Origin of the sequence: Brevundimonas vesicularis (assembly GCF_014204545.1) — a bacterium.
In the GTDB taxonomy this organism is placed as follows: Bacteria; Pseudomonadota; Alphaproteobacteria; order Caulobacterales; family Caulobacteraceae; genus Brevundimonas; species Brevundimonas vesicularis_B.
In genome coordinates, this window is sequence record NZ_JACHLJ010000001.1 from 1,236,348 (window position 1) to 1,263,323 (window position 26,976).

Consider the following 26,976-nt stretch of genomic DNA (forward strand, 5'->3'; position numbering starts at 1 on the left):
AACGAGGGCGTCGCATGCGGCTATCGAGACGAGGACTTATTCTGGGCGGATCGGCCATGCTGGCGGGATGCGCCAGCGCGAGCGCTACGGCGCCGCTGACGACGGCTCAGAACGGAACTCCGATCGCCATGCCGCGGGTCGGTCTGCCCTCGGTCCAGACCGCCGCCCTGACGCCTCCGCCGCTGGACCCCCGTGGTCGTGTGCGCAAGGAACTGATGGAGCGCGCCATGACCGCGCTGGACACCCATCACCACCGCCTGCCGCTGCGCGACCGGATGTATCTGGTCGATTTCCAGAAGTTCTCGGGCGAGGAGCGGTTGTACGAAGTCGACCTGATCGCGGGTGAAGTGAAGGTGCTGCGCACCTGCCACGGTCGGGGATCGGACCCCAGCCATACTGGTTATGCCCAGCGCTTTTCCAACACGCCGGATTCCAACATGTCCTCGATCGGCGCCTATGCGACGGCGGGCGCCAACTGGGGCGCGCAACAGGGGCCGAACGTCCTGCTGGACGGGCTGGAATACTCCAACAACAAGGCGCGCGAGCGGGCCATCATCATCCACGGCGCCGACTATGCCGATCCCGACTTCCTGGCGCGCGAAGGCAAGCTGGGCCGCAGCTACGGCTGTTTCTCGGTCGCCCACACTGACCTGCCGGCCTTGCGTGAACGCATGGGCGAGGGCCGACTGCTGTTCGCAGCGGCTTAAGCCTCAACCCCGCTCCAGCGCCCGCCAGCCGATGTCGGAGCGGTTGAAGCCGCCCGGCCAGTCGATCCTGCGGATGGCGGCATAGGCGCGTTCGCGGGCCTCGGCGATGTCGTCGCCCTCGGCGCAGACGTTCAGGACGCGCCCGCCCGAGGCGGCCAGCAAGCCGTCGTCGCGGCGCTTGGTCCCGGCATGGAAGACCTGGACATGGGGGCCGAAGTCCTGATCGGCGCCGCGGATGATCGAGCCTTCCAGCGGGCTGTCAGGATAGCCCTTGGCGGCCATGACCACGCAGATCACCGTCTGAGGCTTGAAGGCGGGCGAAGCCAGACCCGAGACGTCGCCGCGCGCGCAGCCCAGCAGATAGGGGACGATGTCGCCCGCCATCCGCATCATCAGCACCTGGCATTCCGGGTCGCCGAAGCGGGCGTTGAACTCGACCACCTTGGGACCGTCGTCGGTCGCCATCAGGCCGGCGTAGAGCACGCCGCGATAGGGCGAGCCTTCCTCCGCCATCTTGCGGATCGTCGGCTGGACGATCAGCGCGTCGGCCTGCTGCACCAGCTCGGGAGTGAAGACGGGCGCGGGCGAATAGGCGCCCATGCCGCCGGTGTTGGGGCCAAGGTCGCCGTCGAAGGCGCGCTTGTGGTCCTGGGCGCCGCCGAACAGCAGGGCGCGTTGACCGTCGCACAGGGCGAACAGCGAGCCTTCCTCGCCGTCCATGAACTCCTCGATCACGACGCGGGCGCCGGCCGCGCCGAACCGGCCGCCCAGCATCCGCTCGATTTCGGCCTCGGCGTCTGGGCGGTCGGGGCTGATGGCCACGCCCTTGCCGGCGGCAAGACCGTCGGCCTTGATCACATAGGGCGGCCGGAACACGTCCAGCGCCGCCTTGGCGTCCTTGACCGTGTCATAGATGCCGTAACCAGCGGTAGGGATTTCGTGCCGTTCGAGGAAGCCCTTCGAAAAGGCCTTCGAGGTTTCCAGCTGCGCCGCCTTGGCGGTCGGCCCGAAGCAAGGAATGCCGGCCGAGGCCAGACGATCAGCCAGACCGGCGGCCAGCGCCACCTCCGGCCCCACAACGACCAGATCGGCCTTGATCTCTCTGGCCAGGGCGGCCAGGCCGTCGGCGTCGTCCGCCTTGACGGCGCGCAGCTCGCACAGCTTCTCGATGCCGGGGTTGCCCGGCGCCGCGACCAGGCGCGTGACCAGCGGCGACTGGGCGATCTTCCAGGCCAGGGCGTGTTCGCGGCCGCCCGATCCGACGAGAAGAATGTTCATGAGATCGGGCAATGACCGGCCGGCGCCGGCCGGTCAAGCGCCCGTCAGGCTTAACGCCGCATTCAGCGTCCGATCAGCGCGCCGGCGGGGTCCAGGCCGGCAGGGCCTGAAGCTGACCGGGCGTCAGATCGGTGACCAGATCCCGGTCGCCGTTGCGGTCGATCGGAGCAACATCCGCGACCGGAACCAGCACCTTCATGTCGCCGGGCCCTTCCAGTTCGACGACCAGATGGGTGAGGGCGCCAGAGGCGTCCAGCACCAGGGTTTCCACGTCGCCCAGATCGACGTTGGCGCGCGAATATAGGTCCGCATCCTCCAGCTGATCGCGGGTCATGTTGAAGGCCAAGGCGGCGTTTGAGGCGGCGGCATCCGCCTGTTGATCCGGCAAGGCCACGGGCGCTGCGCCGGGTGCCGGGGCCTGAACCACATCGTCGTCGCGATCCGAGCAGGCGACGACGCCGCCGGTCAGGCAAAGAATGGCGGCGAGCGGGACGAAGCGGTTCATACGGCCTCCTTGGGCGTTAGAGCAAGGCCGAGACGACATAGACGCCCAGGCCCAGCAGAATGATGCAGCCGATGATCAGCCACGGGCTCATGGCGCCGCCGCCCCCGGCGCGGCGCGACAGATCGCGCTCATGTGGGTCGCGGTCAGAAGGATCGGTTCCGGGCGGGTCGGCGGCCATGAAAGTCGAACGGCAGGGCGCGCGCAGCGTTCCCGGGCGGATCGACGCAGGCTAGGATGTCTTCATGAGCGACGACTCCTACGTATTTGAAGGCCCGGCCGAGGTCCCTGCCCCGCGCGACAACAATCCGCCCCTGTCGATCTCGGAACTGTCGTTCGCGCTAAAGCGCACGCTGGAGGACCGGTTCGGCCATGTGCGGCTGCGCGGCGAGGTCTCCAAGGTCAACCGCCACGCCTCGGGCCACATCTATCTGACGCTGAAGGACGACAAGTCCGCCATCGACGGCGTGGTGTGGAAGGGGTCGGTGCGCAGCCTGGGCGTCCAGCCCGAGGCGGGGCTGGAGGTCATCGTCACCGGCAAGATCACCTCCTATCCGGCCAGATCCTCCTATCAGATCGTGATCGAGAGCATGGAGGCGGCCGGCGCCGGCGCCCTGCTGGCCCAGCTAGAGCGGTTGAAGGTCCGCCTGCGTGAGGAAGGGCTGTTCGAACCCGGGCGCAAGAAGCCCCTGCCCGCCTTTCCCGCGACCATCGGCGTGATCACCAGCCCGACCGGCGCGGTGATCCGTGATGTGCTGCACCGGATCGCGGAACGCTGGCCCTGCCGCGTCATCGTCTGGCCGGTCGTCGTTCAGGGCGAATCGGCCTGCGGTCAGGTGTCGAACGCCATTCGCGGCTTTGATGCGATGACCGCCGACGGGCCGATCCCCCGCCCGGACCTGCTGATCGTCGCGCGCGGCGGCGGGTCGGTCGAGGACCTGTGGTGCTTCAACGACGAAGGCCTGGCGCGGACCGTGGCGGCGGCGCGCATCCCGATCATCTCGGCCGTGGGGCACGAGACCGACACCACCCTGATCGACTTCGTGTCGGATCGCCGGGCGCCGACCCCGACGGGCGCTGCCGAAATGGCGACGCCGGTGCTGGCGGACCTGCGCTACGCCGTCGCCGACATGGACCGGCGCATGGTTCAGGCGGGCGGGCGGCTGATCGAGGATCGACGCACGCGCCTGCGGGCGGTGGCGCGCGGCCTGCCGGCGCGGCCGGAAGACCTGCTGGCCCTGGCGCAGCAGCGGCTGGACCACGTGTCGAGCCGGCTGGGATCGGGCCTGCAACGCAATGTCGCCCTGCACGAGCGGCATCTGGCGGTGACCGGCGGCAAGCTGAGCCCGGCCCTGCTGCGCACACGGATCGAGCGGGGGCAGGATCGGCTGCGCGGCGCCGGCGACCGGCTGGGCGCCGCGCTTCAGGCCGGCGTGGCGCGCGGCGAGCGGCGGTTGTTGCAGGTCTCGGCCCGCCTGTCGCCCGAACCGCTACATCGGCGGCTGGACCAGCGTCAGGCGCGGCTTGAAGCCGTCGGCGCGCGACTGGACGGGGTCCTGCCGCGCCGGCTGGAGCGCGAAGCCGATCGCCTTGCAGCGCTGTCACGGGCCCTGACGACGCTGGACCCCGGACGTCCCAAGCCCGGCTTCGCCCGTGTGGAAGATGCAGATGGCGCCTGGATCACCTCGGCCAAGGCGCTTGAGGCGGGTCAGTCTGTCAAGCTGGTGTTCGGCGACGGCGCTCAGCCCGCGACGATCGACGGCGGCGAACCCCGTCCGTCCGCGCCGCGTCCGGCGGCCAAGCCGAAGCCGTCCGCCGCCGATCAGGGCAGCCTGTTCTGACGGCGGCGGATATGATCCGCGTTTTCCGCTTCGCCCCGGCGCCGCTTCCTGCTAACGGCGCCGCATGAAGATCACGCGCCTCGCCGTCACCGCCTATGTGTTCGCCCTCCTGATCATCGTCCTGGATCAGCTGACCAAGGCCTGGATCATCAGCGGCCTGTCGCTGCAGGAAGTCGGCCGCATCCCCGTCTTCCCGCCGATCCTCAACTTCAGCTGGGTCGAGAACACCGGCGTCAGCTTCGGCCTGTTCGGCGGCGGCGAAGCGCGCTGGGGTCTGGCCATCTTCTCCATCGTCGTCTCGGCTGGCCTGGCCTGGTGGGCGACGCAGTCGAACCGACGCCTGCTGATCACCGCAATCGGCTTCGTGATGGGCGGGGCGCTGGGCAATGTGATCGACCGGATCCGCTTCGGCTATGTGGTCGACTTCATCGACTTCTCGGGCACCGGCGTCTTTCCCTGGGTGTTCAACGTCGCCGACAGCGCCATCACCATCGGCGTCGTGCTGCTGATCATCGACAGTCTGGTGTCTGACAAACCCGCGAAAGCCTGATCGGCTTTCCTTTCTTTTGAGCCTGATTCACGGCCTTGGCGGGATCGCCCCCTCGGCCGATCAGGCTCCGAGGTTGGCGCGGCCGTCGAAAAGTCGTAATCACCCCGTCTTCACTATGCCGACTGCGCCATCGCGGCGCTTCCTGCATCAGCCGACCAGAGCCTGAAACCATGCGTATCCGCAGTGTCGCCGTCCTGACCCTCGTCGCCTCCTCCGCGCTCGCCGTCTCGGCCTGCGGCAGCATCAAACAGGGCATCGGCCTGACCAAGGTTGTGCCGGACGAGTTTGTCACTGTCTCTACCGCCCCGCTCAGCGTTCCGCCGGAATACGGCCTGCGTCCGCCCGCGCCCGGCCAGCCGCGCCCGCAGGAACTGGCCCCCGAAAGCGCCGCGCGTCAGATCCTTCTGGGTCAGCGTCAGGCCGTCACCCGCACGCCGGGCGAACAGGTCCTGGTGGCCCAGGCCGGCGGCGAACAGGCCGACCCGCTAGCCCGCTATGTCGTCGATGACGAGTTCGGCGATCTGGCGCACAAGGATGAAAGCTTCGCCAACCGTCTGATGTTCTGGCGCAAGGACGACGCCTCGACCCAGGCCCCGACGGTCCGCCAGACGGCCGAAGGCCAGAAGACCATCGACGCCTCGACTGAGGCCGCCCGCCTTCAAGCTCTGACCGGCGGCCAGCAGGCCATCACGATCCAGCCGCGTCGCAGCAGCGGCTTCAAGCTGCCGGGCCTGTAAAAACCGATACGACGGGCGCTTGCCACGGCAGCGTCCGTCCTTATTGTAGACGGACCTGATCAGGAGCTGTCTGCATGACCGAAACCGTCGATATCGCCGACCTGTCCGGGATCGATCAACTGCGTCTGGGCATGACGGGCGGCTTCATCGCGCCCATCGCCCGCACCGTCGGCTTCGAACTGACCGAAGTGGAAGAGGGCCGGGTGGTGTTTGAGGCCATCCCCACCACCGCCGTCTATAATCCGCTTGGCACGGTCCATGGCGGCTGGATCGCGACGGTGCTCGACTCGGCCTGCGGCTGCGTCGTGCATTCGACGCTTCGGCCGGGCCAGACCTATACGACGCTGGAACTGAAGACCGTTTTTCACAAGGCGCTGACCGCCGGCACGCCGGTTCGGGCTGAAGGCCGGATCGTTCAGGCCGGTCGCCGCGCGGCCTTCTCGGAGGCCGATCTACGCGGCCTGGACGGCAAGCTCTATGCGACCGCGACCTCGACCTGCCTGGTCATGGAGCGCTGAGGGGGACGCTGAGGGCAGCAAGCGTTTGCCGCGCCTCGCTTTAGCCGCTATCAGCGGCGAGCGTTGATGATCGGCCGCCGATCGTCGTGCGCCCTCTCTCGCTGTCGGAAAAATAAGCTGATGCGTCGCGTGTTCACCGCCCTGGCCGCCCTCTCCATCGCGGCCTCCGCCCTGCCCGTCGCCGCCGAGGCCCAGACCTCCCAGCGTCAACGCGAGCGCGGCGGGCAACAGCAACAGGCCTCCGGTGAAGACGCCGCGCCGTCGCGCGCGCCGCGCATTGCGCCCCTGCGTCGCCGCGCCAACGCCGGCCCCTGCCCCTACGTGAAAATCCTCTACGACGCCGCCCGCTACGTCGAACTGGAAGGCGGCCGCGCCGCCGTGGCCAATGTCGGCTACACCGGCGAGATCGAAGGCATCTCTTCGGACTGCGAATATCGCGAGGCCGATCCGATTCGCGTCGATATGGACGTTCTGTTCAATCTGGGCCGCGGCGCGCAAGCGGCCGGCGAGCAACGCACCTACCGCTATTGGATCGCGGTGACCGAGCGGAACAACGCCATCCTGTCCAAGGAATATTTCGACCTGCCGGTGAACTTCGAGGGCCAGCGCACCGCCTCGGTCACCGAACAGCGCACCATCGTCATTCCACGCGCCGGCATCGAGACCAGCGGCAGCAACTTCGAAATCCTGGTCGGTTTCGACGTGACGCCTGAAATGGCCGAGTTCAACCGCTCCGGCAGCCGCTTCCGCGTCAACGCCGGCACGACGCCAGCCGCGCCTGCCTCCGCACCGAGCCAATAATGTCTGATCTGAAGACCGTCCTCAGCGAAGCGGTCGCCGCCGCCTTCGCCGCCGAAGGCGTGGACCCCGCCCTGGCCCGCGTCACTCCGTCGGACCGCCCCGACCTGGCCGATTTCCAGTCCAATGGCGCGCTTGCCGCCGCCAAGGCGCTGAAGGCCAATCCGCGCGAACTGGCTGGCAAGATCTCCGAGCGCCTGAGCGCGGATGCCCGTTTCGCCTCAGTCGAGGTCGCGGGACCCGGCTTCATCAATCTGAAGCTCTCCGACGCGCTGCTGGCCGAACGGGCGACCGAGGTTGCGAACGACGCAGACCACGCGGGCGCCGCGACCGTGGCCGAGCCGCGCCGGGTGGTCATCGACTACGGCGGTCCCAACGTCGCCAAGCCCATGCACGTCGGCCATTTGCGCAGCGCCATCATCGGTGAAAGTTTGAAGCGGTTGTTCCGCTTCCGCGGTGACCATGTGACCGGCGACGCCCACTTCGGCGACTGGGGCTTCCAGATGGGCCTGCTGATCGTCGCCTGCGGCGACGAGGGTCTGGCCGAGGCTTTCATGGTCGAAGGCGACGGCCCCTTCCCGGCCGAAAGCCCGGTCACCCTGGCCGACCTGGACCGCCTTTATCCGCAGGCCGCCGGCAAGGCCAAGGAGGATCCGGCCTTCCGCGACCGCGCCCGCAAGGCGACGGCCGAACTGCAAAACGGCCGCCCCGGCTATCGCGCGCTGTGGCAGCATTTCGTGGCGGTCAGCCGCGAGGCGCTGAAGCGCGAGTACGGCGACCTGTCGGTCGATTTCGACCTGTGGAACGGCGAGAGCGACGCCGATCCGCAGATGCCGGAAATGCTGGCGCACCTGGAGGAGACCGGCCTGCTGGTCGAGGACGACGGCGCCCAGGTGGTGCACGTCGCCAAGCCCGGCGAGACGCGCAAGAAAAAGCTGGCCGACGGCTCGGTGATCGAGGCCCCGTCGCCCCCGCCCCTGCTGGTCATCAGCTCGGAAGGCTCGGCCATGTACGGCACGACCGACTTGGCCACGATCCTGGACCGCAAGAAGGCTCTATCGCCCGACCTGGCCCTCTACGTGGTCGACGAACGCCAGGCCGAGCATTTCGAACAGGTCTTCCGCGCCGCCTATCTGGCCGGTTACGCCGAACAGGGCGCGCTGGAGCATCTCGGCTTCGGCACGATGAACGGACCGGACGGCAAGCCTTTCAAGACCCGCGCGGGCGGGGTGCTGAAGCTGCGCGACCTGATCGATCAGGCGACCGAAAAGGCGCGCGAGCGCCTGCACGAGGCCAAGCTGGGCGACGACCTGTCGCCGGAGGAGTTCGAGGCCATCGCGCACAAGGTGGCCATCGCCGCCCTGAAGTTCGCCGACCTGTCGAATGCGCGCACCACCAGCTACGTCTTCGATCTCGACCGCTTCATGAGCTTCGAGGGCAAGACCGGACCGTATCTGCTGTATCAATCGGTCCGCATCAAATCCCTGCTGCGCAAAGGCGCCGAACAGGGACAGACGCCCGGCGCCATCGTCATCGCTGAACCCGCCGAACGCGACTTGGCCCTGACGCTGGACGCCTTCTCGACCGCCGTGTCGGACGCCTACGACAAGCGGATGCCGCATCTGGTCGCTGAACACGCCTATCGGGTGGCCCAGTCCTTCTCGAAGTTCTACGCCGCCTGCCCCGTGCTGATTGCGCCGGACGAAGCGACCAAACGCTCGCGCCTGGCCCTGTCCGCTGCGGCTCTGCGCCAGCTGGAAATCGCGTTGAACCTGCTGGGCATCGACACGCCGGAGCGGATGTAGGGTATAGACGGGGCGACATCCTCCCGGAGATCGCCCATGTCGCTCGACGCCTATATCGCCGGCCTGCCCAAGGCCGAACTGCATCTGCACATCGAGGGCTCGCTGGAGCCCGAGCTGATGTTCGAACTGGCGCAGCGCAACGGCGTGTCCATTCCCTACGACAGCGTCGAGGCCGTCAGGGCGGCCTATGATTTCTCGAACCTGCAGGACTTCCTGGACATCTATTACGCGGGGGCCGCCGTCCTGCTGACGCGGCAGGATTTCGAGGATCTGGCCTTCGCCTATTTCCAGCGCGCGGCGGCGGATAATGTGCGCCACGCCGAGATCTTCTTCGATCCCCAGACCCATACCGACCGCGGCGTGCCGTTCGGCGTGGTGGTCGAAGGTCTGATCGCGGGCATGGACCGGGCCAGGGCGGAGCTGGGCCTCAGCAGCGGTCTGATCCTAAGCTTCCTGCGCCACCTGACCGAGGATGAGGCTTTCGCGACGCTGGAGGCGGCCAAGCCCTATCTGCATCATTTCATCGGGGTGGGGCTGGACTCGTCGGAGGTCGGCCATCCGCCGTCCAAGTTCCAGCGCGTCTTCGCCGCCGCGCGTGAGCTGGGCCTGAAACTGTGCGCCCGCGCCGGAGAAGAAGGCCCGCCCGCCTATGTGCACGAGGCGCTGGACCTGCTGAATATCGACCGGATGGACCACGGCAATCGCTCGATGGAGGACGCGGCGCTGGTTCAGCGGCTGGCCGCCGAGCAGATGACCCTGACCGTCTGCCCTCTGTCGAACCTGAAGCTTTGCGTGGTCGATGACCTGAAGGACCATCCCGTCCCCGAGATGCTGCGCCGGGGCCTGCACGTCACCCTGAACTCGGACGATCCGTCCTATTTCGGGGGCTATGTGAACGACAACTACAGCCGGCTGGCTGAGGCCGTCGGCCTGACACGCGATCAGGTGACGCAGCTGGCGAAGAACAGCTTCGAAGGGTCGTTCCTGGGCGAGGCGGAGAAGGCGGCCTACCTGGCTGAGGTTGATGCCTACGCGCAGCGATGAATGCCGCTCAAGCCGCTCTGGGCATCGCTGGCTGGTTGAGTATGGCGACAGGCATGATCAGCAGCATGGGCGCACATCTCGCGGCCGACCACAGAAGGCGCAACGGGCTCGTTCCTCGAAAGACCCCGGACTTCTACGACTTCTCGAAAAATGTCTTTTACTTCGGCATAGGGCCGTCGTTCAGGACGATCTTTTCCGACGCACACCGTCACTATAACAGCCGCTTCATAACGCGTTGCGTCAAAGTCTCACGGGTGGCTTTCGTCCTCGCTGCGGCCTTCCTCGCTGCATTCGTCATATGCCTGGTTGTCTGGTGATCCACACCCTTTAGATCCCTTCGTGTTCCTGATATGTTCCACCGATGGAGCGGACAGGATCACCGGTGGAAGACGAGGCGAACCTCCGCTGGCTGTTCGTCGATCTGAACGCCTTCTTCGCCAGCGTCGAACAGCAGATGAACCCCGACTGGCGCGGCAAGCCGGTCATCGTTCGCCCGGCGATGAGCGAATACACCGGCGCCATCGCCGCCAGCTATGAGAGCAAGGCCTGGGGCGTTCACACCGGGATGCGGGTGTCCGAGGCGCGCAAACTGTGCCCTGACCTGATCGTCGCCGAGGCGCGCCCCGACCTTTACGTCAAAATCCATCAGCAGATCATGGCCGAGATCGACCGCCATGTTCCGGTGTGGAAGGTCGGCTCCATCGACGAATGTTCATGCGAACTGCTCGGTCCAGAACGGCTGGAGGCGAACGCCGTCGCCTTGGCCCGACGGATTCAGATGGGCATCCTGCAAAACGTCGGCGACTGTCTGCGGTCGTCCGTCGGGCTGGCGCCGTCGCGTTTCCTGGCCAAGACCGCCTGCGGCATGCAGAAGCCCGCCGGGCTGACGGTGCTGCGCGCCAACGAGCTGCCCGGTCCCTTGCTGGACCTGCCGCTGTCGAAATATCCAGGCATCGGCTCGCGCATGCAGATCCGGTTGCAGGCGGCGGGCGTCACTGACACGGCCGGCCTTTGGAACATGAGCGCGAAACAGGCTCGGGCAGTCTGGAACAGCATCGAGGGCGAACGCATCTGGCGCGGCCTGCACGGTCTGGACAGCGAGCCGACGCCTGAGAAACCCCCCGCCTCGATCAGCCACAGCCACGTCCTGGCCCAGGCCATGCGGACCCCGGACAAGGCGCGGGCCGTGGCGCGGCGGCTGGTGGTCAAGTGTGGGGCGCGTCTGCGGCGCATGGGCCTGACCGGCGCCAGCCTGACGCTGCATCTGGACATGGGGCCGAAGGCGACGCCCCGAAGCGGTCGACGCGGCTGGGAAACAGCGGCGATGAGTTGCCCCATCGCGCCCACGCAGGACACCTTCGCCCTTCTGGCCGCGCTCGACAGCCTGTGGCGCAAGGTCGAGCCCGAACTGGAGGCGGGACGCCTGAGCTATGTCGGGGTCGGGGTCCACGGCCTGAAATCCCGCGACGCCTTCGAGACCGACCTGTTCGCCGCTGGGCCGGATCAGGACGGCGACGCCCCGTCTCTTCGCCTGTCCCAGGCGCTGGATGCGCTGAACCGCCGCTACGGCAAGGACACCGTCAGCATCGGGCCCAAGGCCGGCCTGCCCGACTATATCGGCGCCAAGATCGCCTTCACCCGCATCCCCGAGGCCGAGGATTTCTGGGAGTGAGGCCCACCTAGCTCAGCAGGGACGCCGCGGCGACCTCAGCCACGCCGAAGGCCCTGAAACTGTCTTGGGCCGCCGCCTCGGTTTGCGGCGCGATGGCTCGGCTGGCGTCGGCGATCACCACGGCTTCGAACCCTTCGCGGACCGCGTCTTCGGCCGTGAAACGGACGCAGTAGTCAAAGGCCAGACCGCACAGGAAGACGCGCGACACGCCCAGTTCGCGCAACAGGCCGGCCAGCCCCGTCGGGGTGCGGTGATCGTTCTCGAAGAAGCCGGAATAGCTGTCGACCGCCGGATTATAACCCTTGCGGATCACGGCCATGGCCTTGTCCACCGTCGGCGCTGCATCGGGATGAAAGTCGGCGCCAGGCGTGCCCTGAAGACAATGATCCGGCCACAGCATCTGACGACCGTAGGCCACTTCGATCTCGGTGAACGGCGCCGCGCCGGGATGGTTGGAGGCGAAAGAGATCTGTTCTGGCGTATGCCAGTCCTGGGTTATGATCACCCGGTCGAACCGAGCCGACAGCCGGTTGATCAGCGGCATGATCCCGGCACCGCCTGCGACCGCCAGACTGCCGCCTTCGCAGAAGTCGTTCTGGGGGTCGATGACCAGAAGAGCGTCGCTCATCACACGCCTGCGTAGGCGTCGATCTCGTTGGCCGAACCGAGCGCGACGGGGATGCGCTGGTGCAGATGCTCGGGCTGCACATCCAGAATGGCCTGGCGTCCGTCCGTCGTCGCCTTGCCGCCGGCCTGTTCGACCAGGAAGGCCATCGGATTGCCTTCGTACATCAGGCGCAACTTGCCGGGCTTGTTCGGCTCGCGCTGGTCCCAGGGATAGAGGAAGACCCCGCCGCGCATCAGGATGCGGTGGACATCCGCCACCATGGCCGCGACCCAGCGCATATTGAAGTTCTTGGCTCGCGGCCCCTCGTCCCCCTTCAGCAGATCGCCGACATAGGTCTGCACCGGCTCGGCCCAGTGGCGCAGGTTCGACATGTTGATGGCGAACTCCTTGGTGTCCGGCGAAATGGCGATGTCGTCGTGGGTCAGGATCCAGTCGCCGTCGTTCGACAGGGTAAAGCCCTTCACGCCCGCGCCCGTCGTCAGCACCAGCATGGTCTGCGGCCCATAGACGGCATAGAGGGCGGCGACCTGATTGCGGCCGGGCTGCATGAAATCGGCCTCGGTCGGGGTCGCCGTCGCGGATTTCAGCACCGAGACGATGGTGCCGACGGGGGCGTTGATGTCGATGTTGGACGAGCCGTCCAGTGGATCAAACAGCACGAGATATTCGCCCGCCGGATTGGAGGCCGGCTGGACCTCGTCCATCTCTTCCGACGCGACGCCGGCAACGGCCGGGCTGTCCAGCAGGGCCTCGGTCAGCATGTCGTTGGTCATGACGTCGAGCTTCTTCTGCTCCTCGTCCTGCACATTGATCTGACCCGATGCGCCCAGCGCCCCGGCCAGGGCGCCGCCCGCAACGACCTTGCTGATGTCCGCGCAGGTGGCGGCGACCACGGTCAGAACCGTCTTCAGCCCCTGGGGCGCATCCAGGGCGGCGATATGGGCGTCGAGGCGTGTGCAGGTCATGCGGTCGGTCCGGTTCTGGGCGTTGCGCCGTTTTGGCGGGGGACAGGCCCCAGGGCAAGGCGGCAGGGCGAGGCGACAACGAAAACGCCCCGGCGAAACCGGGGCGCTTCCTTATCCTTCGGCGTCTCGTCGGATCAGATCGGCAGGATCGCCGTACCGAACGCTCGCTTCAGTTCGTGGGCGGCGAAGGTCTGGGCCGCCGCAGCATCCGGCACGACCGTCGCCATGCCGAAGAATTCGTGCGTCGAGCCGTGGAAGGTCTTGTGACGCACGTCGACGCCCGCCTGCTCCAGCTTCTCGGCCAGCAGTTCGCCTTCGGTGCGCAGCGGATCGATCTCGGCGCAGATCACCGTCGTCGAGGGCAGGCCCGACAGGTTCGCCTTCTCGACGATATTGATGCGCGGGTCCTGAGCATCGGCCTCGTTGGCGAAGATATGCTTCACGAACCACTTCATCATCGGCTTGTTCAGCGGCTTGGCGTCGGCGTTCTCGACGTAGGACTCATTGTCCATGTCCACGCCGGCGACCGGATAGACCAGCACCTGATGTTTGGGCGCCGGCAGCCCCGCGTCGCGCGCCATCATCGACACGCCGATGGCCAGGTTGCCGCCTGCGCTTTCGCCCATCACCGCCACCTTCTGCGGGTCGCCGCGGAAGGTCTGCGCATTCTCCAGCACCCAGCGATAAGCGGCCAGGGCGTCGTCGTGGGCGGCGGGGAAATGGTGTTCCGGGGCCTGTCGATAATGGACCGAGACAACGATCACATCGGCCATCTTGGACACGCCGCGCGGGCCGCCGTCATAGACGTCCAGATCCGCGATCACGAAGCCGCCGCCGTGGAAATAGACGACGACCGGATGCAGCTTGTCTTCGGAATGGTCGTGCGGCTTGTAGATGCGCGCCTGGATCGGGCCGGCGGCGCCGGGAATGGTGATGTCGCTGGTCTTGACGCCCATGTCGTCGCTGGGGTCCTTGCCGTCCTTGCGCAACAGCGATTTCACTGCATCGGTCGGGGTCGGCTGCTGGCGGGCCTCCTCGGGCGACAGGGTCTCGATCGGCTTGCCGCCGAGGGACGCCAGTTCGTCCAGCACCTTCTGCATCGGGCCATCGGCCTTGGCGGGCGTATCGCGCGGCTTGTCGTTGTCGCCGAACAGCTTGTCTATGATGGACATTTTCGCATTCCTGAGTTTGGTTTCGGGGTTCGGAACGACAACCCGCCGCACGCATCCTTGTTCCCGGCCCGCTTGACTTGGCGCTTGAGTCGATGCCTTAGGTCGCAGGCTCTCGCGGGAGAGATCGGGCGCTGGAAACAGGGTTCGACGCCGAAGGCGCAACCGCCCCGGAAACGCTCAGGCAAACGGACCGCGAAGCATACGGACGCTGGAAAGTCGCCCATTCGGGCGCGCCGACGGAGCAAGGCGACATGATTTGGTCGCCGGAATCTCTCAGGCTTCAGGACAGCGGGGGCGCGAGGACGGCGGAGCTCCGCCACAACACGCGACCGTGAAAGCCTGAACCATGACCGACCAAACCCTGAAGACCACCACCCTGAACGCCGCGCACCGCGCGCTGGGCGCCCGCATGGTGGGCTTCGGCGGCTATGACATGCCGGTCCAGTACGAAGGCGTTCTGGCCGAGCACCGCTGGACCCGGGAACACGCCGGTCTGTTCGACGTGTCGCACATGGGCCAGTGCAAGATCACCGGCGAGGACGCGACCGCCCAGTTCGAGCGTTTCGTGCCGGGCGACTATGCGATCCTGAAGGCCGGCAAACAGAAGTATTCGCTGCTGCTGAACAAGGACGGCGGCGTCATCGACGACCTGATGGCCGGACGGCCGGATCACGACGGCCTGTTCGTCGTCGTCAACGCCGGCAACAAGGACGAGGACTTCGCCTTCTGGGACGCCAATCTGGAAGGCGACGCCAAGCTGACGGTGCTGGACCGCGCGCTGATCGCCATCCAGGGACCGGAAGCCGCCGAGGTCATGGCCACGCACGAGCCGATCCTGGCCGAAATGGGCTTCATGGAATGCGCCCGTCTGATGCTGTTCGGCGCCGACTGCTATGTCTCGCGCTCGGGCTACACCGGCGAAGACGGCTATGAGATTTCGGTCCCGGCGGACCAGGCCGAGCGCATCTGGAACACCATTCTGGAAGACGCCCGCGTCAAGCCGATCGGCCTGGGCGCCCGCGACAGCTTGCGTCTGGAAGCCGGCCTGCCGCTGCACGGCCATGACATCGACCCGACCACCTCGCCGGTGGAAGGCGCCCTGACCTTCGCCCTGTCCAAGTCGCGCAAGGAACGCGGGGACTTCGCCGGCGCCGACCGGATCTTGAAGGAACTGTCCGACGGCCCCTCGCGCGTTCGCGTCGGCCTGATCGTCAAGGAAGGCGCCCCGGCCCGTGAAGGCGCCGAGATCGCCGACGCCGACGGTAACGTGATCGGCAAGGTCACATCGGGCGGCCCCTCCCCGACCTTGGGCAAGAACATCGCCATGGGCTACGTCCCGCCGGCCCATGCCGCCCTGGGCTCGGAACTGAAGGTCATCGTGCGGGGCAAGACCGCTGCCGCCGAAGTCGTCGCCATGCCCTTCGTGGCCCAACGCTATTACCGCAAACCCAAAGCCTGAGAGATCAGACCATGAAGTTCACCAAGGATCACGAGTGGGTCAGCCTGGACGGCGACATCGCCACCGTCGGCATCTCCAAACACGCCGCCGACGCCCTGGGCGACGTGGTGTTCGTCGAAGTGCCTGAAGTCGGCAAGACCGTCTCCAAGGGCGACAGCTTCGCCGTGGTCGAGAGCGTCAAGGCGGCGTCGGACGTCTACGCCCCCGTCTCGGGCGAAGTGGTCGAGGCCAACGACGCCCTGTCGACCGCCCCGGAAACCGTCAACTCGGCCGCCGAGGCCGACGGCTGGTTCGCCAAGATCAAGGTCTCGGACGCCTCGCAACTGGACGCCCTGATGGACCAGTCCGCCTACGACGCCTTCCTCGCCACCCTCTAAGCCCCATCGGACCCGCTGATTAGTCAGCGGGTCTTCGGCCTTTCATGGCCCAGGACACGACCATGCGTTACCTCCCCCTGACGCCCGACGACCGCACGGCGATGCTCGCCGCCATCGGCGCGAAATCCATCGATGATCTGTTCGTGGACGTGCCCCAGGCCGCCCGTCTGGACGGCCCCGTTGATCTGCCGCGCGTTGCGGGTGAGCTGGAGGTCGAGCGCGCCCTGTCCGCCATGGCGGCCAAGAACGCCACGGCGGGCGCCGTGCCCTTCTTCTGCGGCGCAGGGGCCTACAAGCACCACGTCCCGGCGACGGTGGATCACGTGATCCAGCGCTCGGAGTTCCTGACCAGCTACACCCCCTACCAGCCGGAAATCGCGCAGGGCACGCTGCAGTATCTGTACGAGTTCCAGACCCAGGTCGCGAACCTGACCGGCATGCCGGTCGCCAACGCATCCCTCTATGACGGTTCGACCGCCATGGCCGAGGGCGTGCTGATGGCGACCCGCGTGACCCGCCGCAACAAGGCGGTGATCTCGGGCGGCGTGCACCCGCACTACATCAAGGCGACCGAGACCGTGGTTCACGCCGTCGGCGTCGAGACCCTGGCCCTGCCCGCCGCCGTGGACGCCGAGTCCGCCGTCATCGACCAGATCGGTCCCGACACCGCCTGCGTCGTCGTCCAGACTCCCAACGTCTTCGGCACCGCAACGGATGTCACCAAGATCGCCGAGGCCGCCCACGCCGCCGGCGCCCTGCTGATCGTCGTGGTCACTGAAGCCGTGTCGATGGGGCTGCTCAAGTCGCCGGGCGAGATGGGGGCCGACATCGTCGCGGCCGAAGGCCAGTCGATCGGCAACGCCCTGAACTTCGGCGGTCCCTATGTCGGTCTGTTCGCCACGCGCGAGAAGCTGATCCGCCAGATGCCCGGGCGTCTGACCGGCGAAACCGTCGACGCCGACGGCGAGCGCGGCTTCGTCCTGACCCTGTCCACGCGCGAGCAGCACATCCGCCGTGACAAGGCGACCTCGAACATCTGCACCAACTCGGGCCTGTGCACCCTGGCCTTCACCATCCACATGAGCCTGCTGGGCGAAACGGGCCTGCGCAAGCTGGCCCTGCTGAACCACGAAAAGGCCGTCGCCACGCGCAACGCCCTGGCCGCCATTCCGGGCGTCGAAATCCTGACCGACCGCTTCTTCAACGAGTTTGCGGTGCGCCTGCCCAAAAACGCGGCCGAGGTCGTGGATCAGCTGGCCGCCCATCACATCCTGGCCGGCGTGCCCTACAGCCGCCTGGCCCCCGACGCCGGCATGGATGATGTCCTGCTGGTCGCTGCGACCGAGACAACGCTGGATGCTGACATCCAAATCCTCGCCAAGTCGCTCTCCAAAGTCCTCGGCGCGTAAGGGATACTAGCCATGAGCACCATGAACACCGTTGGCCGCCCGACCGCCCCGAACCCGGTCCAGACCAAGCCCGCCACCCTGACCGGCGGCCGCGGCCTGTTGCAGAACGAAGCCCTGATCTTCGAGGGCGACGGCTGGGGCAAGACTGGCGTCGATCTGCCGGAACCCAAGACGGACGGCTCCGACCTGGGCGACCTGGTCCGCAAGGATCCGATCGGCCTGCCCGGCCTGTCCGAGCCGGAAACCATGCGCCACTATGTGCGCCTGAGCCAAAAAAACCACGCCATCGACCTGGCCATCTATCCGCTGGGTTCGTGCACGATGAAGCACAACCCGCGCCTGAACGAGAAGATGGCGCGCCTGCCCGGCTTCTCCGACATCCACCCCCTGCAGCCGATCTCGACGGTTCAGGGCGCGCTGGAGCTGATGGATGCGCTGGCCCACTGGCTGAAGACCCTGACCGGCATGCCCGCCGTCGCCCTGTCGCCCAAGGCCGGCGCGCACGGCGAACTGTGCGGTCTGATGGCGATCCGCGCCGCCCACGAGGCCTCGGGCCAGCATGAGAAGCGCCGCAAGGTTCTGGTGCCCACCAGCGCCCACGGCACCAACCCAGCGACGGCCGCCTTCGTCGGCTATTCGGTGGTCGAAGTGGCCCAGACCGAAGACGGCCGCGTGGACGTCGCCGACCTGGCGTCGAAGCTGGGCGACGACGTCGCCGCCATCATGGTCACCAACCCGAACACCTGCGGCCTGTTCGAGCGCGACATCTTGGAGATCAGCCGCCTGACGCATGAGGCCGGCGCCTATTTCTACTGCGACGGCGCCAACTTCAACGCCATCGTCGGCCGGGTCCGTCCGGGCGACCTGGGCGTCGATGCGATGCACATCAACCTGCACAAGACCTTCTCGACGCCCCACGGCGGCGGCGGTCCGGGTGCGGGTCCGGTCGTGCTGTCCGAAGCCCTGGCGCCGTTCGCGCCCGCCCCCTGGGTCGTGCATGACGACGGCGGCTATCGCCTGATCGAGCGCGAGGAGGATGAGGCCAAGCAAGCCTTCGGCCGTCTGTGCGCCTTCCAGGGCCAGATGGGCATGTACACCCGCGCCCTGTCCTACATGATGTCGCACGGCGCCGACGGCCTGCGTCAGGTCGCCGAGGACGCCGTCCTGAACGCCAACTACATCAAGGCCCGGCTCGGTGATTTGATGTCGGCCGCCTTCCCCGACGGCCCCTGCATGCACGAGGCCCTGTTCGACGACGAGTGGCTGAAGGGCACGGACATAACCACGCTCGACTTCGCAAAGGCGATGATCGACGAGGGCTTCCACCCGATGACCATGTATTTCCCGCTAGTCGTCCACGGCGCCATGCTGATCGAACCAACGGAAACCGAGTCCAAGGCCGAACTGGATCGCTTCATCGAGGCGATGCGCGCCCTGGCCGGGGCCGCCAAGGCTGGCGACGTCGATCGCTTCAAGGGCGCGCCCTTCCACGCGCCGCTGAAACGTCTGGACGAAACCCGCGCCGCACGTTCGCCGGTTCTGCGCTGGACCGCGCCCGAAGGCTCAAACAAGGCGGCCTAAGGCGACGCAACAGGTTTAACCGCGCCAAGCAGCGCTCGTCTCCTCGCCGGAGCGGGCGCTGTTTTCGTTTGAAACTCTTCTTTTTCGTCATCCTCCGGCGAGCGTAGCGAGACCGGGGGACCCAGCGGCGCGCGCAGCGCGAACCGGCGCGGACTCTGCTGTCGGAAGGTTCATGCGGCGGATGGATTTCGCCTTCGGCGCCGCTAGGTTCCGGGTCTTCGCTGCGCTGCGCCCGGAATGACGAAAGAATGAGAGGCACCCAGTCTTCAGCTCGTCCTAAAGTCTCCCCATGACCTGGACGACGAACGACATCCCCGACCTTTCCAGCCGACTGGCCATCGTCACCGGCGCGACCGGCGGGCTGGGCCTGGAAACTGCCCTGGTGCTGGCCGGCAAGGGCGCGGAGGTCGTGCTGGCGGCCCGCAATCCCGACAAGGGGGCCGAGGCCGAACGGCTGATCCGGTCTCGTCATCCGAACGCGGCCGTGCGGTTCGATCTGCTGGACCTCGCCAGCCTGGCTTCCGTCCAAGCCTTTGCCGAGCGCCATCTGGCGACGGGACGCGCCATCGACATCCTGATCGACAACGCCGGCGTCATGGCCCTGCCGACGCGCCAGACGACCGTCGATGGGTTCGAGATGCAGTTCGGGACCAACTACCTGTCCCACTTCGCTTTGGTCGGCCGCCTGTTGCCTTTGCTGACGGCTGCGAAAGCCCGCGTCGTCCAACTGTCCAGCGTCGCCCACCGCAGCGGCCATATCCGCCTGGACGAGCTGAACTATCAGACCCACTACAGCCCGTGGCCGGTCTATCAGCAGTCCAAGCTGGCCATGCTGATGTTCGCCCTGGAGCTTCAGCGACGCAGCGACGCCCACGGCTGGGGCCTGACCAGCGTGGCGGCCCATCCCGGCTTCGCCCGCACCGACCTGATCGCCAACGGCCATGCCGGCAAGCCTGGCCTGTTCGCGCGCGGCGCGCGGCTGCTGGAGGCCGTGCTCAGCCATTCGGCCGCCGACGGCGCCCTGCCGATCCTGATGGCCGCGACCCTGCCGGACCCGACGCCCGGCGGCTATTACGGCCCCACCGGTTTTCAGGAGATGAAGGGCCCGCCCGGCGCTGCAGTGATCAAGCGTCAGGCCAGGGACGCGGATGTAGCCAGGCGTCTTTGGGCGGAATCGGAACGTCTGACAGGCGTGGCTTTCGGCTGACGCTGCGGGCGTGTCCGTCGCGCCACGGCGCGCAGAGATCGTCTCTTCATGACCAAAGCTTCACCCGCCGGACATCCATCCGCCATGGACGCAGGGCGTTAGGGGGTCTTGTGGCAAGGTCGTCACGGTCGCCTTTTCCTTTCCCGACGAGGGATCGCGCGCCCGTGGCGACCGTTGTCATGATGATCCTCCTCCCCATCTGGCGTATTCGTGACCTCACTCCCCGTTCCCTTCGTCCGCTCTGACAAGCCGCGCGCCTCGACGCTGCGGGTCGTCAAACGCTGGGCGCTGATGATCGGGGGTCTGTTTGTCGTGCTGCTGGGCATTCTGATCGCCCCCCTGCCCGGCCCGGGCGGCATTCCCGTCATCGCCGTCGGCCTGATGCTGATCCTGAAAAGCTCGTTTTGGGCCAAGCGCCAGTTCATTCGCGCCCAATATGCGCGTCCGAAATGGGTCTATCCCTTCCGTCGCCTGATGCGGAAGAAGCCCGAGTTCGCGCCCGTCTTCTGGCAACAGGCGCTGCGGGCGGAAAAGATCGTGACCAAACGCTCCAGCCGTCGCCTCTCGCGCGGCCGCAAGAGCGTTCGGCGCTATTTCCGCAAGCTTTTCCGCTAGTCACCGCCTGATTTCGCGGTTGCGTTGCTGCAACCGCTAACCACAGGATCGTGACCACCGCTCTTCCCAGTCAGGCGTATTCTGTCTGCGCGTTATCAGAGAACCACTTATGCGTTGGGAGGCGCTAAGGTCATGATGTCACGCGTACAAAAAGGTCTGATTGCCGGGGTTGCGGCGACCGTGGCCGTCTCACTGCTCGAAATACCCAATATGTTCCTGAACTGGTTCGATCCCTTCCAGGGGGTCATCGCCAGCATGATCGGCATGCCCGGCAATCTGGCCGTCGGCTGGGTCGTCCATGTCATCAGTGGCGTGTTTATCCTGGGGCCGCTGTTCGCCATCCTGTGTCCCCGCCTGCCGACGGACACGCCCGAGACCAAGGGCATCGTCTTCGCCGTCGGCGCCTGGATCCTCATGATGGCGGCCATCGTAATGTTCGGGAACTATCGGACATTCACGGCCGGCGCAGGCTTCGGCACCTTCGCCTGGCTGCTGATCACTCATGCGGTCTTCGGTATCGTGCTGGGCAACGTCTATGCTCGGCTGGTGGCGCGCGACAAGCGGATGGGCGCGACCATCATCGGCGGCGCCCACGCCCACTGATCACGGCTTGATCGCTCAAGAAAAAAGGCCCCCGACGGCGACGTCGGGGGCCTTGTTTCATTCAGGATCGACCCTGATCAGTTCAGGCGATCGCCGATCTGGGCGATGGCGCTGTCGAGCAGCGGATCCTTGGCGCCGCTGGCGAGGCGCGCGGCCAGAACCTGTTCCGCCGACTTGGCGGCCAGATCGGCGGCGGCGGCTTTCACTTCGGCCGAGGCCTGGGCTTCGGCTTGCGCGATGCGGGTCTCGGCCATCTTCTGACGACGGGCCAGGGTTTCTTCCAGCTTGGCCTTGGTCTCGACTTCCAGGCGACGGGCGTCGGCTTCGGCCTGAGCCATCATCTCGGCGGCTTGGGCTTCAGCCTCGGCCTTCTCCTTGCGGATCTGGGCCAGCAGGGCTTCGGCCTCGGCGCGCAGGCGAGCGGCCTCGTCCAGATCGGCCTGGATCTTGACGGCCTTGGCGTCCAGCGCCTTGCCGGCCATCTTGGGCACGCCGGCGGCGATCAGGATGCCAAAGAAGATGATCAGCCCGATGCCGACCCAGATCTCCGCATTGGCGAAGCTCCAGATGCCGTGTTCGAAGATCAGGTTCATCAGGCGGCTCCCTTGACGGCGGCCAGCTCGGCGGCGGTCGCGGCCTTGCCGGTCAGACGCTCGACCATGGCGGCGGTCGTGTCGGAGGCGATGGTAGAGACATTGGCCATGGCGGCGTCGCGGGTCTTGCCGATCGAGGCTTCCGCCTCGGCGATGCGGGCGTTGACCACGGCTTCTTCGGCGGCCTGACGGGCGTTCGCTTCGTCGGTCACGCGCGCCTTGGCGGCGGCGGCCGTGGCGCGGGCGTCAGCGCGAGCCTTGGCGACTTCGGCCTGAGCCTGGGCGGCCTGTTCGGCGGCCTCGGCCTGGACCTGGCGTGCAGTCGCGACGGCGGTGGAAATGGTGTCGGCCCGTTCGTCCATCACCTTGCGAAGGCGCGGCGCGAAGACCTTGGAAACCAGAACATACAGGATGACGAACAGGATCAGCAGATAGCCGATCTGGCCCGCCCAGTGTTCGAACTGGAATTGCGGCAGGCCGCCCGAGCCGTGCTCGGCGGTGGTCGCCGTCTCGGCGTGCAGGTCCGCTTCGACCGAAGGCGGGACCGCGTCGATGGTGTGGGTGCTGGCCATGAACCGTCTACTGCAGGATCAGATGAAGCGGCGCGCGGGCGAACCCCGCGCGCCGTAATCGACTGATATCAGCCGAAGATCATCAGGATGCCGAGCACGAAGGCCAGGATGCCCAGGGCTTCGGCCAGAGCGGCGCCGACGAACAGGTTGCCGACTTGGCCGGCGGCGGCCGACGGGTTGCGCAGGGCGCCGGCAAGGAAGTTGCCGAAGATGTTGCCCACGCCCAAGGCCGAGCCGATCATGCCCAGGGTGGCGAGACCAGCGCCGATGTACTTCGCGGCTTCAGCGTCCATGATTGTATTCCTAGATTAAAGTCGTTGGTGGTTGGGGTGAAGAGACTGGTCCGGCCCTTTAGTGGGCGTGGTCCAGGTTGACCACATCGTTCAGATAGATGCAGGCCAGAACGGCGAAGACGAAGGCCTGGAGGAAGGCCACCAGGAACTCCAGAGCGGTCAGGGCGACGACCATGCCCAGCGACAGGGCCGCGACCGGGAAGGCCAGCAGGCCGATGCCGCCGCCCAGGCCCAAGAGGCCCAGCGACACGACGAAGCCGGCGAAGATCTTCAGCGCGACGTGACCGCCCAGCATGTTGCCGAACAGACGCAGCGCCAGGGTGACCGGGCGAAGCAGGAAGGACACGAACTCGATCAGGCCGACCACCGGGCGCAGCGCCAGCGGCGCACCCATCGGCCAGAACAGCTTGAAGAAGCCCAAACCGTTCTTGGCGAAGCCGACGACCAGCACCAGACCGAAGGTGATCAGGGCGAAGGTGGCGGTGATGGCCAGCTGCGAGGTCGCCGTGAAGGTCAGGAACAGACCCAGGATGTTCATGCCCAGGATCAGGATGAACAGGGTGAAGATGAACGGGAAATACTTGCGGCCTTCGTGACCGATGATGGAATCGGCCAGATTGTCGATCAGGCCGAACAGGCCCTCGCCGGCGGCTTGAAGCCGGCCGGGCACGACCTGGGCGTTCGCGGTCACGGCGGCCAGGAAGCCGACGATAAGCACGAAGGCGACCGTCATGGCGATGTGCGAGTTGGTGATCGCCAGATCGACCGTCCCCAGCACAGGCAGGGTGACGTCGCCAAGGTCGACGACCTTCTGAATCGCAAACTGATGAATCGGATCGGCCATGAAGCCCTATCGTTCCCCGTCTTCGTCGGCCTCGACGTAGGGCTCGGCCGGAGCCGTCGTCCCTTGCGCCTTGGCCTGCGCCATCAGCCGGTTGGCTGTGCGACGCGCCATGTAAATCGACAAGGCGAAGCCCAGAAGGACCCCGCCGATCAAACCCCACGGACGGGTCCCGAGGGCCCAGTCTGCGATCGCTCCAAACGCCAGCCCCACGAAGACGCCGCCGAGAAGTTCGGCGATGATCTTGTAGGCCTGACCCGACACCTGATGGCCGGTCAGTTCGGCGGATTTCTCCGCCGTGGTCCGCGCCTCCAATGCGGATGCGCTGTCTTGGAGGCGTTTGATCGCCTCTTCGCGCGATTCCGACATGGGGGATAGGACCTGTGCGTTCGGCGTCCAGACAGTGCGTCCGGACGGGTCTGAATTCGGCGCGGAAACTAATCGTGAGCGGCCTACAGGTCAAGGCGTCGTGATCATGCGCTAACGCGTTGTAGAATATCGACTTTCTATTCGCGCCCGCCCGCCGTGACGATGCGCCGCTGCTGCGGGCGACAGAATCCGTCGCATCCGCCCTTCGGCTCCGATGGCGGTCAGCGCTGCAAACGACTAGGTTCGCCGCCATGAATGCGCACGTTCCTGTCCCCAACGCCCCGCTTCGCCCGCTTTCGGTGCGGTTGGCCACCCCGCGGGGCTTTTGCGCCGGGGTCGACCGGGCGATCCAGATCGTCGAGCGCGCGATCGAAAAGTTCGGCGCCCCCGTCTATGTGCGCCACGAGATCGTCCACAACAAACATGTGGTCGAGCGGCTGAAGGCCATGGGCGCCGTCTTCGTCAAGGAACTGGACGAATGCCCTGACGACCGGCCGGTCGTCTTTTCGGCCCACGGGGTTCCCAAGTCGGTGCCGGCGACGGCGCGGGCGCGCGAACTGGTCTTCCTGGACGCGACCTGCCCCCTGGTGTCCAAGGTCCACGTTGAGGCCGAACGTCATCATGCGGCCGGCCGCCACATCATCCTGATCGGCCACGCAGGCCACCCCGAGGTCGTCGGCACCCTGGGCCAGTTGCCGCCCGGCGCCATCACTTTGGTGGAGACCGAAGCCGACGCCGAATCGTTCGAACGCCCCGGCGACGCGCCCCTGGCCTACGCCACGCAGACCACCCTGTCGGTCGACGACACGGCGGGCATCCTGAAGGTGTTGAAGCGCCGCTTTCCCGAACTGCCCGATCCGCACAAGGAAGACATCTGCTACGCCACGACCAATCGCCAGGACGCCGTCAAGGCGTTGGGCGAGGGCTGCGACCTCGTGCTGGTCGTCGGATCCAAGAACTCGTCCAATTCGGTGCGCCTGGTCGAGGTCGCGATGCGCGCCGGCGCTCCGGCCGCCTATCTGGTGGACGATGCGTCCCAGGTGGACTGGTCCTGGTTCGATGGGGTAAACACCGTCGGCGTCACCGCCGGCGCCTCGGCGCCCGAGCCGCTGATCGAGGCTCTGGTCGACGCCATCCGGGCGCGCTTTGACGCCACGGTGACCGAGGACGACGGCGCGCGCGAAACCGTCACCTTCAAACTGCCGCGCCTGCTGACGGCCTAGACGACCGCCTCCAACGGCAGGACGACGCGGAAGGTGCTGCCGGTGCCGGGCGCGGTGACGATCTCGATCTTGCCGCCCATCAGGGCCGCGAGACCGTGCGCCGCCGTCAATCCCAATCCCAGTCCTTCGGCCGTGCGCGTCGCGCTTTCATCGCCCTGGGTGAAGGCCTCGAACAGACGCGCCGTCTCCGCCGGCTCCATGCCCGGCCCCGTGTCCTCGACCTCAAACGCCAGGCCCGCGCCCGCAACGGCGCGCAGCATCACGCCGCCGGTGCGTGTGAACCGCACCGCATTGTCCGTCAGCGCCGCCATCAGTTTTTCGACATGGACCGGGTCGCCCAGCCACTCGCCCTCGGCCGCCTTGACCGAAATCTTCAGCCCCTTGGCCTCGGCCGCGCCCCGGAAATCGTTAGCGACCCGCTGCAACAGGTTGTCCGGCCGGAACGGGCGTGTCTCCAGCGCCACCGCCCCGTCGCGCAGCCGCACCACGTCAAGCAACTCCTCGACCAGCCTCAGTTGCTGACGCCCCGACGCCTTCAAGATTTCAAGCCGTTCGCGCTGCTGCGGCGTCACCAGATCGGCGCCGATGATCTCGGCCATCCCCAGAACGCCGTTCAGGGGCGTACGCAGTTCGTGACTGACGTTGGACAGGAACCGCGTCTTGGCCCGGTTCGCCGCCTCGGCCCGCTCCAACGCCGCCGACAGGGCGACCTCGGAGGCCTTGAGGCGCCGCACGTCTGCCGTCGTGTTCCACAGCAACGACCCCGTGCCGATCAGCAGCACGATCAACAGCAGCAGCAGCAGCGGCCCGGCCTTGGTCAGGATCTGATAGCCGGGCTGCTCCGGCGCCCAGACGACACGCCCCAGCAGGGCGCCGCCGACGTCGCGAACATCGACGCCGATCATGCCGTTCGGCGGCTCTGCATCGCCGGGCTGGAAGTGAATCCGGTCCAACGCCAGCCGCGTTCGCAAGAGATTGAGTTCGCCGGCGAATGGTTTGAACGAGGCCACGATCGGATCGGACGCCGGCGTCGATCCGCCCGCCGTATGCCGCACGACCGTGGAGCCCCCCAGCACGTAGATGTCGTCGCCGACGCGAACGAACGCCGCCTTCAGACGCACCCCGGCATCCGCGGTGACCGATCGGTCGCGGCCGGCGGCCTCGGCCCTGAGCGCGTCGATCAGCGGCCGGGCCGCCAGGCCGAATGGCTCGCCGACCTGCGTCTCGGCCGGTCGGCCCAGCGTGCTGATGCGAAACAGCCGCCCGGTCCCGTCATAGCCCAGAGTGAACTGATGCTTATGCTGGGCGGCGTAGAAGGCGCCGAAGTTGCGGTCGTACCAGGCCGCATCGCCCGCCGTCATCCGATCGACGGCCTCGTCCCAGACCGAGGCGGTGGTTAGATTCTCGCCAATGGTTTCCAGCGCGCGCGTCAGACGCAACTGCACCAGACCTTCTTCCTTGCGCGCCTGGTGGGCGTCGATGCCGCGACTGACGATGGTTAGAACCCCGGCCATGCCGACGATGGACGACAGCATCAGGATCAAGGCGATCCTGAACGTGCTCCACGCCCGCCAACCCGTCTTCGATGTCACGCCACTCATACGGTCTGGCTTAGGA

30 protein-coding genes and 1 riboswitch are annotated in these 26,976 nt (G+C 66.9%); of the genes, 18 read left to right on the forward strand and 12 right to left on the reverse strand.

From position 1 onward, the window contains the following. The first annotated feature begins 14 nt into the window (after nt 1-14). The gene (locus HNP47_RS06300) at nt 15-707 is read left to right on the forward strand and encodes a murein L,D-transpeptidase catalytic domain family protein (protein WP_184278768.1); all 693 of its coding nucleotides are present in this window, start codon (nt 15-17) and stop codon (nt 705-707) included. Nucleotides 708-710: 3 nt separating this feature from the next. Here HNP47_RS06300 and purD read toward each other — a convergent pair whose 3' ends face one another. From purD to HNP47_RS06315, 3 genes are all read right to left on the reverse strand, one after another. Then, nucleotides 711-1,985, reverse strand: a complete 1,275-nt coding sequence (gene purD, locus HNP47_RS06305; protein ID WP_184278769.1) for a phosphoribosylamine--glycine ligase — start codon at nt 1,983-1,985, stop codon at nt 711-713. A gap of 73 nt (nt 1,986-2,058) precedes the next feature. Then, nucleotides 2,059-2,490 carry a PRC-barrel domain-containing protein gene (locus tag HNP47_RS06310; RefSeq protein WP_184278770.1) on the reverse strand — a complete coding sequence of 144 codons (432 nt, stop codon included), beginning with the start codon at nt 2,488-2,490 and terminating at the stop codon, nt 2,059-2,061. A 16-nt stretch (nt 2,491-2,506) separates the two neighbouring features. Further along, nucleotides 2,507-2,668 carry a hypothetical protein gene (locus tag HNP47_RS06315; RefSeq protein ID WP_165115848.1) on the reverse strand — a complete coding sequence of 54 codons (162 nt, stop codon included), beginning with the start codon at nt 2,666-2,668 and terminating at the stop codon, nt 2,507-2,509. 64 nt (nt 2,669-2,732) lie between these two features. Here HNP47_RS06315 and xseA point away from each other — a divergent pair, with 64 nt between their 5' ends. The 9 genes from xseA to HNP47_RS06360 all read left to right on the forward strand — a co-directional run bounded on the left by xseA (nt 2,733) and on the right by HNP47_RS06360 (nt 11,452). Further along, a complete protein-coding gene (xseA, locus tag HNP47_RS06320) occupies nt 2,733-4,328 on the forward strand; it encodes an exodeoxyribonuclease VII large subunit (RefSeq protein WP_184278771.1) in 1,596 nt (531 codons plus the stop codon). Nucleotides 4,329-4,392: 64 nt separating this feature from the next. After that, complete coding sequence (gene lspA / locus HNP47_RS06325; RefSeq protein ID WP_184278772.1) at nt 4,393-4,878, forward strand: signal peptidase II; 486 nt, start codon at nt 4,393-4,395, stop codon at nt 4,876-4,878. Between the two features lie 170 nt (nt 4,879-5,048). Then, a complete protein-coding gene (locus HNP47_RS06330; protein ID WP_184278773.1) occupies nt 5,049-5,615 on the forward strand; it encodes a DUF3035 domain-containing protein in 567 nt (188 codons plus the stop codon). 74 nt (nt 5,616-5,689) lie between these two features. Beyond that, a complete protein-coding gene (locus HNP47_RS06335) occupies nt 5,690-6,133 on the forward strand; it encodes a PaaI family thioesterase (RefSeq protein WP_184278774.1) in 444 nt (147 codons plus the stop codon). Nucleotides 6,134-6,253: 120 nt separating this feature from the next. After that, nucleotides 6,254-6,934 (forward strand): Tat pathway signal sequence domain protein, encoded by a 681-nt coding sequence (locus HNP47_RS06340; protein ID WP_184278775.1) that lies wholly within the window; start codon nt 6,254-6,256, stop codon nt 6,932-6,934. Further along, complete coding sequence (gene argS, locus HNP47_RS06345; protein WP_184278776.1) at nt 6,934-8,736, forward strand: arginine--tRNA ligase; 1,803 nt, start codon at nt 6,934-6,936, stop codon at nt 8,734-8,736. The genes HNP47_RS06340 and argS overlap by 1 nt, the downstream gene beginning before the upstream one ends. 36 nt (nt 8,737-8,772) lie before the next feature. Further along, nucleotides 8,773-9,780 carry an adenosine deaminase gene (locus HNP47_RS06350; RefSeq protein WP_184278777.1) on the forward strand — a complete coding sequence of 336 codons (1,008 nt, stop codon included), beginning with the start codon at nt 8,773-8,775 and terminating at the stop codon, nt 9,778-9,780. Further along, nucleotides 9,777-10,097, forward strand: a complete 321-nt coding sequence (locus HNP47_RS06355) for a hypothetical protein (protein WP_184278778.1) — start codon at nt 9,777-9,779, stop codon at nt 10,095-10,097. Before HNP47_RS06350 ends, HNP47_RS06355 begins: the two co-directional genes overlap by 4 nt. A 65-nt stretch (nt 10,098-10,162) precedes the next feature. Continuing rightward, nucleotides 10,163-11,452: a type VI secretion protein ImpB gene (locus tag HNP47_RS06360; RefSeq protein ID WP_311770034.1), complete on the forward strand. Its 1,290-nt coding sequence runs from the start codon at nt 10,163-10,165 to the stop codon at nt 11,450-11,452. Nucleotides 11,453-11,459: 7 nt separating this feature from the next. Here the strand turns inward: HNP47_RS06360 and pncA are convergent, their stop codons facing one another. From pncA to HNP47_RS06375, 3 genes are all read right to left on the reverse strand, one after another. Then, entirely contained in the window at nt 11,460-12,080 is a 621-nt protein-coding gene (gene pncA, locus HNP47_RS06365; protein ID WP_184278780.1) for a bifunctional nicotinamidase/pyrazinamidase, read from the reverse strand. Beyond that, nucleotides 12,080-13,045 (reverse strand): class 1 fructose-bisphosphatase, encoded by a 966-nt coding sequence (locus HNP47_RS06370; RefSeq protein WP_184278781.1) that lies wholly within the window; start codon nt 13,043-13,045, stop codon nt 12,080-12,082. Before HNP47_RS06370 ends, pncA begins: the two co-directional genes overlap by 1 nt. Nucleotides 13,046-13,179: 134 nt before the next feature. After that, nucleotides 13,180-14,217, reverse strand: a complete 1,038-nt coding sequence (locus HNP47_RS06375) for an alpha/beta hydrolase (protein WP_184278782.1) — start codon at nt 14,215-14,217, stop codon at nt 13,180-13,182. Nucleotides 14,218-14,322: 105 nt separating this feature from the next. After that, nucleotides 14,323-14,420: riboswitch (glycine riboswitch) on the forward strand. 143 nt (nt 14,421-14,563) lie between these two features. Here HNP47_RS06375 and gcvT point away from each other — a divergent pair. The 7 genes from gcvT to HNP47_RS06410 all read left to right on the forward strand — a co-directional run bounded on the left by gcvT (nt 14,564) and on the right by HNP47_RS06410 (nt 21,468). Further along, entirely contained in the window at nt 14,564-15,676 is a 1,113-nt protein-coding gene (gene gcvT, locus HNP47_RS06380) for a glycine cleavage system aminomethyltransferase GcvT (RefSeq protein ID WP_184278783.1), read from the forward strand. 11 nt (nt 15,677-15,687) lie between these two features. Beyond that, nucleotides 15,688-16,053, forward strand: coding sequence for a glycine cleavage system protein GcvH (gcvH, locus tag HNP47_RS06385; RefSeq protein ID WP_184278784.1), 366 nt, complete (start codon nt 15,688-15,690; stop codon nt 16,051-16,053). Nucleotides 16,054-16,115: 62 nt separating this feature from the next. Then, nucleotides 16,116-17,462: an aminomethyl-transferring glycine dehydrogenase subunit GcvPA gene (gene gcvPA / locus HNP47_RS06390; protein ID WP_184278785.1), complete on the forward strand. Its 1,347-nt coding sequence runs from the start codon at nt 16,116-16,118 to the stop codon at nt 17,460-17,462. Between the two features lie 12 nt (nt 17,463-17,474). Then, on the forward strand, nt 17,475-19,043 hold the full coding sequence (gene gcvPB, locus HNP47_RS06395) for an aminomethyl-transferring glycine dehydrogenase subunit GcvPB (protein ID WP_184278786.1): 1,569 nt from the start codon (nt 17,475-17,477) through the stop codon (nt 19,041-19,043). 289 nt (nt 19,044-19,332) lie between these two features. Then, the gene (locus HNP47_RS06400) at nt 19,333-20,250 is read left to right on the forward strand and encodes an SDR family oxidoreductase (RefSeq protein WP_184278787.1); all 918 of its coding nucleotides are present in this window, start codon (nt 19,333-19,335) and stop codon (nt 20,248-20,250) included. Nucleotides 20,251-20,460: 210 nt separating this feature from the next. Then, nucleotides 20,461-20,865: a PGPGW domain-containing protein gene (locus HNP47_RS06405; protein WP_017505302.1), complete on the forward strand. Its 405-nt coding sequence runs from the start codon at nt 20,461-20,463 to the stop codon at nt 20,863-20,865. 132 nt (nt 20,866-20,997) lie between these two features. Next, nucleotides 20,998-21,468 carry a DUF6789 family protein gene (locus HNP47_RS06410; RefSeq protein ID WP_091748144.1) on the forward strand — a complete coding sequence of 157 codons (471 nt, stop codon included), beginning with the start codon at nt 20,998-21,000 and terminating at the stop codon, nt 21,466-21,468. Between the two features lie 77 nt (nt 21,469-21,545). On the opposite strand, the gene HNP47_RS06415 is transcribed toward HNP47_RS06410, so the two are convergent. From HNP47_RS06415 to HNP47_RS06435, 5 genes are all read right to left on the reverse strand, one after another. Further along, the gene (locus HNP47_RS06415) at nt 21,546-22,061 is read right to left on the reverse strand and encodes a F0F1 ATP synthase subunit B (protein ID WP_017505300.1); all 516 of its coding nucleotides are present in this window, start codon (nt 22,059-22,061) and stop codon (nt 21,546-21,548) included. After that, on the reverse strand, nt 22,061-22,633 hold the full coding sequence (locus HNP47_RS06420) for a hypothetical protein (RefSeq protein ID WP_184278788.1): 573 nt from the start codon (nt 22,631-22,633) through the stop codon (nt 22,061-22,063). The genes HNP47_RS06415 and HNP47_RS06420 overlap by 1 nt, the downstream gene beginning before the upstream one ends. 68 nt (nt 22,634-22,701) lie before the next feature. Beyond that, a complete protein-coding gene (locus HNP47_RS06425) occupies nt 22,702-22,926 on the reverse strand; it encodes a F0F1 ATP synthase subunit C (RefSeq protein WP_017505298.1) in 225 nt (74 codons plus the stop codon). Nucleotides 22,927-22,984: 58 nt separating this feature from the next. Beyond that, complete coding sequence (locus HNP47_RS06430; RefSeq protein ID WP_017505297.1) at nt 22,985-23,770, reverse strand: F0F1 ATP synthase subunit A; 786 nt, start codon at nt 23,768-23,770, stop codon at nt 22,985-22,987. Nucleotides 23,771-23,776: 6 nt separating this feature from the next. Further along, on the reverse strand, nt 23,777-24,136 hold the full coding sequence (locus HNP47_RS06435; RefSeq protein ID WP_017505296.1) for an AtpZ/AtpI family protein: 360 nt from the start codon (nt 24,134-24,136) through the stop codon (nt 23,777-23,779). Nucleotides 24,137-24,387: 251 nt separating this feature from the next. Here HNP47_RS06435 and ispH point away from each other — a divergent pair, with 251 nt between their 5' ends. Then, on the forward strand, nt 24,388-25,359 hold the full coding sequence (gene ispH / locus HNP47_RS06440; protein ID WP_091748150.1) for a 4-hydroxy-3-methylbut-2-enyl diphosphate reductase: 972 nt from the start codon (nt 24,388-24,390) through the stop codon (nt 25,357-25,359). Here the strand turns inward: ispH and HNP47_RS06445 are convergent. Continuing rightward, nucleotides 25,356-26,894, reverse strand: a complete 1,539-nt coding sequence (locus tag HNP47_RS06445) for an ATP-binding protein (RefSeq protein ID WP_260394715.1) — start codon at nt 26,892-26,894, stop codon at nt 25,356-25,358. The two genes, ispH and HNP47_RS06445, sit on opposite strands and share 4 nt — an antisense overlap. Between the last annotated feature and the right edge of the window lie 82 nt (nt 26,895-26,976).